General features: G+C 55.2%; 8 protein-coding genes. 1 reads left to right on the top strand and 7 read right to left on the bottom strand.

The window, feature by feature from the left end; genetic code table 11:
- Nucleotides 1-24: 24 nt before the first annotated feature.
- The 7 genes from B1748_RS16905 to B1748_RS16935 all read right to left on the bottom strand — a co-directional run bounded on the left by B1748_RS16905 (nt 25) and on the right by B1748_RS16935 (nt 9,583).
- Nucleotides 25-921, bottom strand: a complete 897-nt coding sequence (locus B1748_RS16905) for a carbohydrate ABC transporter permease (RefSeq protein ID WP_256975722.1) — start codon at nt 919-921, stop codon at nt 25-27.
- Nucleotides 922-934: 13 nt separating this feature from the next.
- Entirely contained in the window at nt 935-1,897 is a 963-nt protein-coding gene (locus tag B1748_RS16910; RefSeq protein WP_087569112.1) for an ABC transporter permease, read from the bottom strand.
- Between the two features lie 33 nt (nt 1,898-1,930).
- Nucleotides 1,931-3,535 (bottom strand): extracellular solute-binding protein, encoded by a 1,605-nt coding sequence (locus B1748_RS16915; RefSeq protein WP_087569113.1) that lies wholly within the window; start codon nt 3,533-3,535, stop codon nt 1,931-1,933.
- Nucleotides 3,536-3,659: 124 nt separating this feature from the next.
- Nucleotides 3,660-5,297: a response regulator gene (locus B1748_RS16920; RefSeq protein ID WP_087569140.1), complete on the bottom strand. Its 1,638-nt coding sequence runs from the start codon at nt 5,295-5,297 to the stop codon at nt 3,660-3,662.
- Nucleotides 5,298-5,300: 3 nt separating this feature from the next.
- Nucleotides 5,301-7,097 (bottom strand): cache domain-containing sensor histidine kinase, encoded by a 1,797-nt coding sequence (locus tag B1748_RS16925; RefSeq protein ID WP_087569114.1) that lies wholly within the window; start codon nt 7,095-7,097, stop codon nt 5,301-5,303.
- Nucleotides 7,098-7,159: 62 nt separating this feature from the next.
- Nucleotides 7,160-8,014 carry an AraC family transcriptional regulator gene (locus B1748_RS16930; RefSeq protein ID WP_087569115.1) on the bottom strand — a complete coding sequence of 285 codons (855 nt, stop codon included), beginning with the start codon at nt 8,012-8,014 and terminating at the stop codon, nt 7,160-7,162.
- Between the two features lie 234 nt (nt 8,015-8,248).
- Nucleotides 8,249-9,583, bottom strand: coding sequence for a vWA domain-containing protein (locus B1748_RS16935; RefSeq protein ID WP_087569116.1), 1,335 nt, complete (start codon nt 9,581-9,583; stop codon nt 8,249-8,251).
- A gap of 348 nt (nt 9,584-9,931) precedes the next feature.
- Here B1748_RS16935 and B1748_RS16940 point away from each other — a divergent pair, with 348 nt between their 5' ends.
- Nucleotides 9,932-14,161 carry a glycoside hydrolase family 9 protein gene (locus B1748_RS16940; protein WP_087569117.1) on the top strand — a complete coding sequence of 1,410 codons (4,230 nt, stop codon included), beginning with the start codon at nt 9,932-9,934 and terminating at the stop codon, nt 14,159-14,161.
- Nucleotides 14,162-14,303 lie beyond the last annotated feature (142 nt).

Genomic DNA, 14,303 nt, shown 5'->3' on the forward strand with positions numbered 1-14,303 from the left:
AAAGCGGACTTTTTGAACAACCTTTTATCCTTTGATGGAGCCGATCATAACGCCTTTGACAAAATGCTTCTGCACGAAGGGATACATGATCAGCACGGGCAGGCTGGACACGATGATGACTGCAAATTTAATGCTTTCCGCGAGCAAAATTTGTTTCTCCAGGCCGACGCTGCCCCCGTCGATTTGGGCCGATTGGCTGATCAGCAAAATTTCGCGGAGCACGAGCTGCAACGGATATTTGGCCTCGTCGCGGATATAAATCAGCGCGTTGAAAAACGAATTCCAATGTCCGACCGCGTAGAACAACACCATAACGGCCAAAATGGGCTTCGATAGCGGAAGGATGATGCTTACGAGCAATCTCCAATTGCTGCAGCCGTCCATATGGGCCGCCTCCTGCAGCTCCCAAGGGATGCTGGATTGGAAGTATGTGCGCATGACGATCAGATTGTAAGTGGCGATAGCGCCCGGCACGATCAGCGCCCACATCGTGTCGACCATCCCAAGATCCCGGACCAGCAAATAAACCGGGATAAGTCCGCCGCCGAAAAACATCGTCAGCGTAATCAGAACCATAATGCCGTTGCGCAAAGGCAGATCGGGTCTCGACAACGGGTATGCCGCGAGGGTCGTCAACACGATGTTAATGACGGTGCCGACGACGGTATACAGAATCGAGTTGCCGTAGCCGCTCCAGATCTTGTCGTTTTTCAAGATATTGGCGTACGCCTCGATGTTGGCTCCTTTCGGCAGCAGCCATACTTGTCCGTTCAATACCTTGGACGGATCGCTAAACGAAGCGCTGACCGTGAACAGGAGCGGATACAAAACAATGACCATAATGACCGCTGCTATGACATACAAAATAATGTCGAACAGCTTTTCATCCGACGGTTTTGACTTCACTTGCACCTTTTCCAAAGCGACTCCTCCTTTACCATAAGCTCGTCTCCGACGTCTTGCGAGCGAACCTGTTGACCAGCAGCAGCAGGATGAGGTTGATGACCGAGTTAAACAGACCGATCGCCGCCGTATAGCTGTATTCGCCCTTCAAGATGCCCGTCGTGTAGACGAACGTGGAGATGACGTCGCTGGATTCCAGGTTCAGGTTGTTTTGCATAAGCAAAATTTTCTCGAAGCCGACGTTCATAAAGTGGCCGACATCGAGTATAAGCAAGATAACGATGACCGGAATAATGCCCGGCAGCGACACATGCCAGATACGGCGGAGCCGCGAGGCGCCGTCCATCTTGGCCGCCTCGTACAGCTGGGGGTTTACCCCGCTGAGGGCGGCGATGTAGATAATGGACTGCCACCCCATGCTCTGCCAGATGTTCGAGCCGATGTAGACCGGCTTGAACCAGCCGGCACTCTCCATGAAACGGATCGGCGTTCCGCCGAACAGCTCGATCAATTGGTTGATCGGCCCCGCCGAAGGCGAAAGCAGCGCCTGCAGGATGCCAACAATGACGACTACGGAGATGAAATGCGGAATGTACGTAATATTTTGCAGAAGCTTGCTGAACGTCCGGCTCCGAATCTCATTAACGATCAGCGCCAGCAAAATCGGAATCGGGAAAGCAATCAGCAAAGACAACAGGTTGATGGATAACGTATTCCACAGCAGCCGCCAGAAGTAATACGAGTCAAAGAACCGTTCGAAATGGATAACGCCTGCCCACGGACTGTCCGTAATGCCTTTGGCCGGGTTGAAGTTTTTAAAGGCGATTTGCAAACCGTACAGCGGCCCGTAATGGAAAATCAAATAGAAGGCGATCGGCAGCAGCAGCATGAGGTACAGGTCGTACCGCTTTGCCATTTTCTTTAACAGCCCCATGCCTTTCTTGTTGCGGGCGGGTGCAGGGGCGGCCCCCGCGCTTTCCATCATGCTGTTCATGGGCAACCCCTCCTTCTCCGTATAACGTCCGGTTTATTTGTCCATCTTGTCATAGGCTTCCTGGTAAAGCTTCTCGAGCTCGGCAACGTTCATCTTCTCAAGCGTGGATTGGAATTCGCCCCACTTGTCGAAGCTGAGCGCCCCTACGATGAACTTGGTGCTTTGTTCTTCGATATATTTGTCGATGTCGTTGCGCAAAATATTGACCTGTTGAGCGGTCGCCTCGTCGAACATCGGCGGCGCATAGCGGATTTCCGGCAGATAAGGCTCCAACGCTTCGAACGCTTCCTGCACTTGAGGCGGGTTGATGAACGACGCTACTTTATCGCTGATGATGTGAGGCGCGCCCCCGCCCGCATATGGCGTAATTTTCGCTTGAGCTTCCGCGACGGCAAGCAACTCCTCCTTGTAATAAGGAATGCCGTCTTTCATTTCGTAATGCTCGCCTTCCCGGCCGAAGCGCAGCAGCGTGGAGCCTTCGTCGCTGTAGAAATAATCGATCCAACGCATCGTTGCTTCCGGATGTTTGTTGACCGACGTGATGGCAAATGCGCCGTAATCGCGCGGCACCGGCAAGATCTGGCTGTGCAAGCGGTCTCCGTGCGGACCTTCCGGCGGCGCGATGCCCACATATTGATCCTGGATCGAGAGGAAGTTGTTGTTCGTCTGGTCGAAGAAATACCCCGTGTTGCCCGTGCCTTGCTTCGCCAGAAATTGCGCTTCCGTATGGGAGAAAATTTCCTGGTCGATCAGCTTCTCCTTATACAGCTTGTTCAAATACATAAGCAGTTCCTTGTGACGATCGTTCCCGCTCCAAATATCTACCTTGTCGTCTTCGAGGTTGATGTTGTAGCCGAGCTGCGAATCCAGCCCGAACGCTCCCGCCATCTGGTTGACGATCGGCATGCCGACCCGCGCCGTCAACGGAATTTCGTCCGCTTGCCCGTTTCCGTTCATGTCGCTGTCGCGGAAGGCCGTCAGCACGTTGTACAGATCATCCGTCGTTGTCGGCACATCCAGGCCCAGCTTATCCAGCCACGACTGGTTGATCCACCGTTTGTCGGTACGAGCGGAGCCGAGCGTTACGATACCCGGAATGGCGTAGATATGACCCTCCGGCGTCGTGATGCCCGCGCGGATCTCCGGATACTGCTCCATGAGGCTCTTTAGATTAGGGGCATATTCCTCGATCAAGCCTTCCAGCGGAATCAGCTGTCCCGCCGTTCCGTAGCGGATCGACTCGAGCTGCGACAGCCCGGAACGGAATATGGCGTCCGGCAGCTCATTGGATGCGAACAGCAGGTTCTTTTTCTCCGCGAAGCCGTCTGTCGGCGTCTCGATGAACTCTACTTTGATATTGCTCAGCTTCTCGTAATCCTGGAATACAGGCATATCTTTGAAAGGCCCGTTTACAGGCGCGACGCGAGTGAACATCTTTAGCGTGATCGGCGTCTCGACGATCGGGAACCCGTCCGCCTTTACGGCGCCTTCAGACGAATTCGCCCCATTGGTGCTCCCCGGATTGCCTCCGTTGCCGCCGTTGCCGTTGTCGCCGCCGTTCCCGTTGCTGCAGCCTGATGCGATCAACCCGGTGACGATCATCGTCGCAAGCGCGTATTTCCCCCATTGTTTGCGCATGTACATAAACCTCCAGTATATCGATTCACCGATCATTGTAAGCGTTTGCCGTCGGTGTTTCCCCATTATAAGTCACCGCCAATGACGGCAAATTACACATATATGACTATTTACTCCACATATTTTACGGCTTCGTTCCAGGTCCGCCTCCGAGACTGTTGCAATACGCCTGCGGCGTCATGCCCGTCGCCTCCTTAAACACCTTGAAAAAATAATTATGCGTGGAGAAGCCCACTTGATCGCTGATCTGCTTAATGGAATATTGACCGCTCTCCAGCAGCCTTCGCGCCGCGTCGACCCGCACGCGGTTCACGTATTCGGAGAACGTGGACTGCGTCTCGTCCTTAAAGATCCGGCTCAGATAGGATGCGTTCAGGCCAATGACGCCCGCGGCCAGCTCCAGCGTTACGCTGCCCGAATACTTTTCCAAGATAAAGCCGATCGCCTGCGACACATGGCGGGAATACGTGCCCGTCGCATGGCGCTCCTTGAGCAGCCGCAGCAAGACGCCATAGAACGATTGCATCCACTCCTCCAGTTCGCCGACGCTGCCGAGCCAGTTCAACTCGCTTCGCGAAGGCAGGCGATCCCCTTCCGTCGCCCCGGACGGGGACTGGCCCCCTTTTTTCAATGCTTTGTCGCCGATATGCAGCAGCTCGCTGACGATCATCTGCGCCGCATGCGAATGCAGCGGCAACGAGCGGATGCGCTCGAACACGGAGGCGATCAGGCGCTGCGCGCCTTGTCCGTCCAGCCGCTCGATGGCGAGCAGCAGCTGCTTCTGCTCCTCGATCGTGAGCGCGACGAAGCGTTCCCGCTTCCCGCTCCCCGTCTCGAAGCTGGCGGACGCGGCGCTCGCGTCGAGGGCCTTTTCGGCGGACGCGTAGCTCGCGCCGAGCTTCGACAGACTGCCGCATACGTGTCCGACCGCATAGATCGACCTCAAATTCAGATACATCTCCAGCGCATGTCGAAGTTTGCTCATGCTTCTGGCCGCTTCGGTTGCGGCTGCATTTTCGCTGCGCTCCCGGAAGGCGAACAAGACGATGATTCGCCCCTCCTCCACGTAAGCGGCCGTACGCTCACGGACATCGCCGAGACTCTGCTGCATGAGATCGACGGCCTGCTGGACCATCCGGTTCGTCTGAACGTCGGTATTGGATTCCGTCAGCAGCAAGAAGGGGACGATCTGCAGCACCGCCGTCGTATACAAAGCCGCCTTCGCATACATGCCATGCCGCACTGCGATTGCTTCCAGCTCGGCTGCGGCTTCGGCTTTGCCTCTTACCAAATCCGCGATGTGGCCTCGGATCGCTTCCGGACGGAACGGAGGCGATTGCCCGGATGAAGTGCCGTTATCCTTCGTTGCGTTTGCGGCTTCGGCCGCCCGCTTCTCCCGAACCGCCTTCCCGAGCAGAGCGAGCAGCGTTTCACCGTCGAGCCTGTGCTTAAGCAAATAATCGACCGAACCGTTTTTTAAACAATCACGAACGTAATCGTAATCATCGTAGCTGCTTAGCATAATGGTCTGAACCGCGGGATAACTCTGCTTGATCATACGGTTAAGGTCCACGCCGTTCATCCCCGGCATGTTGACGTCAATGACGGCGACATCAGGCGGGGATTGCTGAATCATAGCCAGCGCCGTCTCTCCATTTTGGGCTTCGCCGCATATATCGAATCCATGCGCGCGGAAATCCAATAAGGAACGAAGGTCGTTGCGCGCAAGCGGCTCGTCGTCTACCAACAGTACCCGATACATCATCTAGCTCACCTCTTGTTCGGAGCCCGCCGGGCCCCGCAGATTGGGAATCCGAATTTCGACCTTTGTATACAAGCCCGGTTCGCTGTACAGTTTAATTCCGTATGGTTCGTCGAACGAACGTACGATTCTCTCGTGCACGTTGCGTACGCCCATGCCGCTGAATCGGGAGGACGTCGTCTTCGTCCCCTGCCCGCCCAGAAGCAGCTCCATCTGCTCCGAGGTCATTCCTTTGCCGTTGTCCGTCACTTCGATCATGAGATCGCGATGCTCCTCGTACACCCGGATCGTCACGAAGCCGCCCTGCTCCCGCGATCCGATTCCATGCAGAATCGCGTTCTCCACGATCGGTTGAAGCGTCAGCTTCAGCATCCGGCTATCCAGCAAGGACGGGTCCCCGATTTCCTCATGAACGGCGATCGGCTCCATATATTTGTATTTGACGATGGAAATGAAGCTTCGCACGTAGTCCAGCTCCTCCCGCACCGTCAAATATTCATTCGAGTTGCCCAGTACGCCCCTCATCAGATCGATCAGCGAGCCGGATACCTCCTCGATATTGGGCGCCCCGTTCAGCTTGGCCAAATATTTGATGGTGTTGAGCGAATTGTATAGAAAATGAGGGCGGATTTGCGCCTGAAGCGCCGTCAGTTCAGCCTCTCGCTTCTCTTTTTCGCTCACGCGAATCCCTTCGAGCAGCCGCTTAAGCTCCTCCACCATGCCGATGAAAACATGGTACAGTTGCCCCACTTCATCTTTGGTTTTAATCTCTTTTTTCGGAAACGTCAGATTGCCGTCCTTGACCAGCATCATCATGGCTTTCAATCGGCGAATATTGATCGTGATGCGGGACGACACCTGCAAGGAACCGATTAGAACGACGATAAGGACGATAACCGATACTTCCAGCATCAAGTTCCGCAGTTGGGTCGACTCGCTAAGCAGAGAGTCCAGCGGTATAAGCGCCAGCGTCGACCAGCCTGTATGGTCGGACTGCCGGCTGACCACGATAAAGGACCGGCCGTCAATCACCTTCTCCACAACGTCGCCTTTGCCCGCGAGTTCTCTTTTCAAGTCGATAATCTTCTGGTCGGAAGGAGCGAACGAAGGCGTCTGGTCAGGGCGGTACACGAATCCATTTTGCTGATCCAGCACGTACAGCATACTGTCGGCGGTCGGCTTAACGCCGTACGTTTTCCGGATAAAATCGTAACGCAGATCGACCATAACCACGCCGATCGTTTCGCGGTTATAACGGATCTCGCGCCCTACCGTAATCGTCTCCGCGACGCCCGTCTGCTTTAAATACGCATGACGCGATCCATTGCGCAGCATGTATTCCATCGTCGGCGTTCCAAGGATCGTACTGTCCAGCCATGGCCCCCCGGAGAAAAACACCTTTCCGTTCAAGCCGACGACGGCGATCCGGGAAATGTAAGGTTTGTATGTGATTAAGGACGACAGAAACTCCTCGATTCGCTTCTGCTCCTGGAACCATTCGTGGCTGATCTCCACCGACGGGCTGATCAACGTATCGATGACGGTGTTTTTGTTGATGACGACGACCATATTCAGCCGATCGATCTCCTCCAGCATGATGTTCAGAGATTCGTCCGCCTGGCGGATGCTGTCCGACACCGAGGTCACCGCGTTGGACTTGATCGTGTCGCGCATGTTGACGTACACGATGCCGGTTATGGAAAGAATGGAGAGCAGCGCGACGAGACTGAACGCAAGAAATATTTTCCCTTGAATGCTTAAGCTGGGCGATATCCATCGCCTGAGAGTGGACAGCTTCATTGCGGACAACTCCTTTTCACGGAGAAATGCAATCGCTTACAATTTGATTTCGATTGAATTTGCTAAGCTTGGGCTTTCCTTAAAGTTAGAGGGGATTGCTTGAAATAGATTTTGAAAGCCCTCGTAAACGTATAAAGGTTGGGATAGCCGAGCGACAGACCGATCTCCGTCACCGTGGCATCGGTATCGATCAAGAGCCGCCTGGCCTTCTCCATGCGGATCATCTGCAAGTACTTCATCGGCGGCATACCCGTCCGGGCCGTAAACACCTGGGTAAAATACGAACGGTGCACCCCCGCGAAATCCGCGACCTGCTGAACCGTAATGCCTTCCGAAGCGTGCAGCTCCATATACTCTTCGCATTCGCGGATCCAGCCCGCCAGTTCTTGGATCTGTTGATCCTGCTCCCGGGGCATGAGGGACGCCAATAACCCGCACAAGAGGCCTTGCAGTTCAAGCGCCGCGGCCGGGTGCCACCTTTGAACCCGCTCCATCGCTTCAATCGCGCAGTTAACGGCAGCCGCTCCTTGCGGAGTTATAGCTTCCGCGCGGAAGGGCCTTTCCTCCGTAAGCCCCGCCAGCGCAAGCAGCGGCTTTACCCGTTCACCGTCCATGGCCAACCAGCTCATCTCGAGCTCCCGCTCCGCGGGAAGCATATCGTAAAAGTACGTGCGATCCGGGAATAGACAGAAGATGTCGCCCTTTCGAAGCTCGATCTGCCGGCCCTCGTACTCCAGGCGAAGCCTGCCCTCCCTCACGAAGTGAAGACTGTAGCACTCGATTCTTTTGGGTCCGACTTTATAATGGGGCTTGGCCAGGCATCTTCCCGCCCGAACCGGCCATAGACCGCCCGCCTTGTCGAGCTCGCCCGGCGTGTAATAAATAAAGTCCGCGTACTCGTAATCGTATTCCCGCACCTCCGACGCCACCTTTCATCCATATAACAAAATGACAATAATATTACCATTCTCTATTTCTCCATTAGTACGGTTAAAATAGGATAGAAACCTATAATATTACGAATTTTTAAATCCGTAAACCTAACATAATGATATTTCCAAATCGACAAAAAGACACTTACGTTGGAATTGCCGCCTTTCGCAGCCGTTTTCCCGCAAGTGCCTCTTCATTGACCGACTCTCGCTAGACAGTCAGCTCACATAACGGTTAATAACTTCAACTAATAAATCATTAAGCAGCTTAACCTCGTATTCGCCCACCGCCGGCTCCAGGTGATCGCCTCCGATCCCGCTGTCATCGGTCAGGAACAGATAGGTTCCGCCTGTCGCAACGGCCATGAACCGCAGCAAATACTCCGTATCCGCATTTACGCCGCTCGAAGCGACCGGAATGATGCGAATGCCTTTTTCCGAAGCATCTTCGATAAGCCTGTGCACCTCTTCGATGACTTGGGCATCCTCGTGCGGCGGAGCATCCAGCACCAGAAACAGCAAGCGCGCCCGGGCCTCCTCGCTCCAGTCGTGCTTATGAATACCATCCCTGAGCGCCTGGTCGACGGCTTCCGGATAATCGCCTCCGCCTCTCGCATTCTGCTCGCTGAACTGGTCGATCACCTCATTTATATTCGTCGCAAACGGATAAGGCCTCGTAATATATTCGTCCCCTGCATCCCGGTAAAAGTTGGCGCTGACCCTGATCCCCAGCTGATTGGCATGTTCGTCCGCCACCCGTTCCACGACGTCCTTAAGCTCAGCTTCCAAATAATCCAGCTCATCCTTCATCGAACCCGTCGTATCGACGACAAACATCAGATCAACCTTCTCGGACGGCTCCGTCCCTGGCACCCCAGACCCCAAATCCACCTTGACGCTGCCCTGTCTCGTTATGTCCAGCCCCTGCGTCGTTTTCTGTTCCTGTCCGAAGCTGACTTGAACATTGTAGGCATTGCTGGTCTTCAAATCGCGTTGCTCGTACAGCCCTGCATAGACATACGCGATGCCGTCCGTATTGGTCCTCGCCTGCCAGACCGCCTGGTTGTCGGCTTGCAGGACGACCTCCGCATCGGATACGGCTCTGCCGTTAGCCGAGACAATTACCTCCAGCCGATGAAATTGCCAAAAGCCCCAGAAGCGTTTGCTGCTGTCGCCCTCCTGGCTGTTAAGCAGATTGTTGAAGCCTTCCCATGCCGCCAAGTCATCCCACTCTCCCGCGGTCAGCTGCCCGGCCTGAATCTTCTGTTTCGGATTGGAGTAAACTCCGTTGCGTTCAACTATTTCTTTTTTCGGCTCGGAAGAAGTGGGGCTCCTGTCCGATTCCCCTAAAGCTTCTCGAGGAGCGTTCCCGCTGTTCCCCTTTTCGGCAGACGCAGCGTTTGACGCGCCTTCCGTGCTTCGGCTGCCCGCGTTATTGTCCGCTCCGGAACACGCGCTCAAGACAATAACCATCGCAAGCAGCACTCCCGCCAGTCCACGCAGCCGCGATTGCCGCCCCTTTTTTGGCCCCTTCGACGAATACGCTCTCATCATTGCCACAACCCCCTTATGTGTATATACTCCTCTAACGTCCAGGGATTGGCATATGTTGCTAGGTCAGGCTATTATTCGCAAAACGCCCCAACCGTCCGCGCCCCATCCTAAATCATCGTCACCATCCTGAGTACTCTTCGCACGAATCATGCTGAAATTGATCATGTACTCCTCGAAATACATCATCGCTTGGTTTGCCATTCCCGTACTATTCTTGTGATGTAAACGGATTCAAATTGTTAGAGAGGAGGGGTAAGATTCAACGCGGTCTGCAAGGCCCGCACTCGAGACTGCTACTCGCAGAATGAACCGGCAGCCTACTATATCTATCAAAATGGAGGTTAGTTTATGTCACTCGTCAAAACGTTCGCCCGATCCAAAGCAAAAAAACTCGCCGCGCTCTGTTTGGGCGTCGCGCTTGTCCTTCCCAGCATCTCCGCGGCACCGGCAAGCGTAGCCGCCGCCGTCGCTCCGCTCCCTGGTCCGAGCAACCCGCTTCTATACGACGATTTCTCCGGCGGCGGAGTCTTTACGAAAAATTGGATGAACTGGTGGAACCAGGACGGCGGTACCGGCACCTTCACGAAAGCAACGGAGGATTCCCGCACCATCGGCAAATTCGCGCAGACTCCTGCTGCGGCTAATTCCTGGGCCAAATTCCAGCCCTGGAACGAGACGGTAGACGTTAGAGGTTACCGCTACCTCAACTTCCCGCTCAAGAACCCGGGGTATCCCGACGCGCGCCTGCGTATCATCATCAATGACGGAACCCGCAATTATACGCTTGCGAACTGGGTGCCGGTAGACAGCGATTGGACGGTCAGCCAATTCGATCTGGACTCCCTCTCCCCTGCTATTAACAAGAAGAACATCAAGTTCGAAATCTGGCTTAGACAAGCAAACGGCGCTTACGGAGAAATTTGGATGGATGATATCGTCGCTACGACAGGCTCCAGCGGCAGCGCTCCAGTTTTGTCGGCGACGGGCTTAACCTCTAATGCCGGAAGCATTCATAATCAGAACACGCTGTACCAGTTCACCGCTACCTATACGGACGCGGATAACGAGAAACCTTACGCGATGCAGGTCGTCATCGACGATACGGCCTACGATTTAAGGGAAACCGACACCTCTGACACGACGTACAGCGACGGCAAAAGCTACTTCCATCTCACCAAGCTGCCCGTCGGCAGCCATACTTACTACTTCCGCGCAGCGGATCTCACCTCCGACGGAGCATCCACGTCCTTGCAGACGGGTCCTACCGTCGTCTATTCCGACCAGACGGTCGATGTCGTCGTCAGCCAAGCAGGCTACAGCGCGAACGACGTCAAAAATGCGCAGGTCGTATCCGGGCAGCCGCTGACGGATCTTTCCTATCAGGTGCTAAATGGCTCGACCCCCGTTTCGACCGGTACCCTGGTCTACAAGGGCATCACGTGGGACAAGCATGTCTATAGCATCGACTTCACTTCAGTAAACGCGCTCGGCAGCCAATATTCCATTATAAGCAACGGCATATCGTCGTTCCCGTTTACGATCGAAAGCAACGTCTGGGATAACTACAAAGACGAGATGACCGCCTTCTATCGTCTCCTTCGGGCGAGCGTGGCCACAGTCGACGCCTACCCGCCGGGCTACAGCAGCGTTGCTCCTTCGGCTAAGCTCTATCACGGAGCCGGACACTTGGACGACGGCGCATCGCCCGACGGTTTGACGCATTACGATCTGACCGGCGGCTGGTACGATGCCGGCGATTACGGCAAGTATGGCGGCAATCAGTGGGTTGGAACCCAGATCGCGCTTGCATACATCCGTCACAAGGATGCCGACAGCGTAAAGTTCGACAACGACAATAACGGCATTCCCGACCTCATCGACGAAGCCATCTGGGGGAGCGAATACGTCATCAAGTTCGCCGACCAGCTTGGCGGAGCTATGTACAACCTCAAGAACAATGCTTCCTTTGTTCATCCGGAGAAAGCGACGGACAATATCCCAGGCACAGCCGACGATCGCAAAATTACCGACTACGGAGTCGGAGGGTCCGCGAAAGCGGCCGGTACGCTTGCCGCGACGGCCCGCGCGATTCGTATCGCTATCGCCGAAGGGGACATCGATCCTTCCAGGACGGCCGAACTGACCTCATTCGCCGCGGAATGCCAGGCGGCAGCGGAAGTATTCTACCAATATGTGCTGGATCATTACAACGACCCGCTCGGCTCTTATTCCACGAGAGGCGGCATCGATAACTCCATGCTGCTTGCCGATGTGGAGATGTACCTGCTTACGAACGACAATGATTATAAGGACGCTGCCACGGCCAAAATCAATGTGCTCACGCCGAGCGATCTGTACACGACAAACTACTGGGATATGCGTCCGATGTCGCTCGCCGAATTTTATCCCGCTGCGGATCCAGTTACGCAAGCTCATATCCATGATCTGCTGAAGCAGCAGGTTGATTACTTCCTGTCTTCCGCTGACGATACGCCTTACGGCGTGTTCAATCAATTCAAAAACTTCGGCGTCAACGAACCGCATGCCTCCTATTTGGGCGACCTGCTCCGCTATTACGAGCTCTTTCAGGATCCAGCCGCGTTAAACGGCGTCCTAAAGGGAATATACTGGATCTTCGGCGAGAATCCCTGGAATATCAGCTGGGTATCCGGCATCGGCAGCGATTATGTCGATTTCCCGCACACCCGCTTCGACGAGGAATCCAACACGCCGGAGGGCAGAGGCAACGTTTTCCCTGGCGCAATGGTCAGTGGACCAAATATGAAGGATACCAAGGACAAGAATAGCGTCAGCCCCTGGTACCAGGATCGATCGCTGCATCAGGACGATACGAATCAATGGCGCTATAACGAGTTCAGCATCAGTATTCAAGCCGGGCTTCTGTATACGATCATGGGCCTGAGCGCGATGGAAAGCAACAGCATTCCGCCGGGCGAACGACCGCAGGAGCTGCCGATTCTATCGCCGATCATCGGCGACTATGTCCGCGGCAATGTTACCGTCTTCGCCGATCCCGCAAATGGATTTAGCAATCCGCAATATTCGGTGCCTGCTGCCGGCTGGCAGCCGATGTCCGCATCGGGCGAAGCATACGCGGGCACGGTCGACGAGACCGCGGCTGCACCGTACACCAATCGTCGGATAGACGTGCGGGCCGTGGACGCGAACGGCAACCATTCCTACAGCTCCACCCACTACACGGTCGCGCCGCCTCTCCCGGATCCTTCGACGCCTTTGCTGTACGATGACATGGGCGGCGGCGGCTTGTGGGGCTCGAGGGGCGGCAACAACCACTGGGTAAACTGGTATACGCAAAATGACGGCTCGGCTACGTTTGCCAAGACAACGGTGGACGGGCGCTCCGTAGGCAAATTCACTCAGACGCCAGGCTCGGCGACATCGAATGCCAAGTTCCAGCCTTGGCATGATTTCGTGGACCTTTCAGGCTATCAATATTTGAACTTCGGCATCAAAAATCCGGGTTATCCGGACTTGCGCATGAAGATCGAGCTAAACGACGGCACGCGCACGTTCAACCTGACTGGCGGCTGGGCCAGCGTACCGACCTCCTGGACTGATCTGCAGGTCAATCTCGACGGCTTGGCATCCATCGTAAACAAGAAAGCCGCAACGTTGTCCATCTGGCTCAACCAAACGACCGGAACGTACGGCGAACTTCTCATCGACGAAATCAAGGCAACGAATGTCAACAGCGGCAGCGCTCCTGCGTTAACCGGAGGCGGCGTCAGTGCGGCAGCCGGAGATTCGGCGACGGACTTCACGTTCGACGTGACGTACACGGATGCCGACAATCAAGCTCCGTTCGCCATGGAGCTCGTGCTGGACGGCGTCATTTATAAGATGACGGCAGCCGACCCGAGCGACAACAACTATGCCGACGGCAAGGCTTATACCTACACGACAACGCTCCCGATCGGAGTCCACTCGTATTACTTCCATACGACCGATACAAAGACGGATGCCGTCAGCACGGCCGTTCTGGCGGGGCCTACGGTCGCGGACGCACCGCTCCCCCTGTTCGCCGACGACTTCGGCGACGGAGCTGCGGACGGTTGGACGTCGACCAGCGGCACGTGGACTGTCGTCGGCAACGAATACAACGGTCAAGCAGGCTCCGGCTCAAGCTACTCGGTCGCAGGCGATCCGACTTGGAGCGACTATGTCTTTCAAGCGAAGGTCAACGTGACGAACAATGTCAGCGGCAACAAGGACGCGGGTCTCGTTTTCCGCTATGCCGACGCCAACAACACCTACGTGCTGCTGCTCAAAAACAACGACAAAGCCGGCCGCAAGATGGAGCTCGTCAAGGTCGTGGGCGGAGTCAAAACCGTGCTGGACTTCTCCAATCCCAGCATTGCCCCGGATACCTTCTACACCTACAAAATCGTCGCGAACGGCGATTCCATCGAGGTGTACAAGGACGATGTCCTGGAGCTCAGCGCCACGGACAACTCGTTCTCCAGCGGCAAAATCGGCGCGCGCACCTATGCCAACACAAAGGCGATCTATGATGACATTCTCGTGACTGCGCCATAATCCGATTTGGTCAGCCAGAAACTTCTGGCTGGCCTTTTTCTACCATGAAGGCAACGCCATCGAATACTTGCTGCAAGCCTCGTATAGCTCCGCAACTCATAGGAAATAATGGAAGAAAACGTCGAATGGTCGGGAAAGGTGT

Source organism: Paenibacillus sp. MY03 (genome assembly GCF_002165585.1).
Lineage (GTDB): Bacteria > Bacillota > Bacilli > Paenibacillales > Paenibacillaceae > Pristimantibacillus > Pristimantibacillus agaridevorans.

Bases quoted from the DNA above. Each gene is read 5' to 3' on its own strand.
- B1748_RS16910 (WP_087569112.1), bottom strand. From the start codon at position 1,897: ATGAACAGCATGATGGAAAGCGCGGGGGCCGCCCCTGCACCCGCCCGC.
- B1748_RS16915 (WP_087569113.1), bottom strand. From the start codon at position 3,535: ATGCGCAAACAATGGGGGAAATACGCGCTTGCGACGATGATCGTCACC.
- B1748_RS16920 (WP_087569140.1), bottom strand. From the start codon at position 5,297: ATGTATCGGGTACTGTTGGTAGACGACGAGCCGCTTGCGCGCAACGAC.
- B1748_RS16925 (WP_087569114.1), bottom strand. From the start codon at position 7,097: ATGAAGCTGTCCACTCTCAGGCGATGGATATCGCCCAGCTTAAGCATT.
- B1748_RS16935 (WP_087569116.1), bottom strand. From the start codon at position 9,583: ATGATGAGAGCGTATTCGTCGAAGGGGCCAAAAAAGGGGCGGCAATCG.
- B1748_RS16940 (WP_087569117.1), top strand. From the start codon at position 9,932: ATGTCACTCGTCAAAACGTTCGCCCGATCCAAAGCAAAAAAACTCGCC.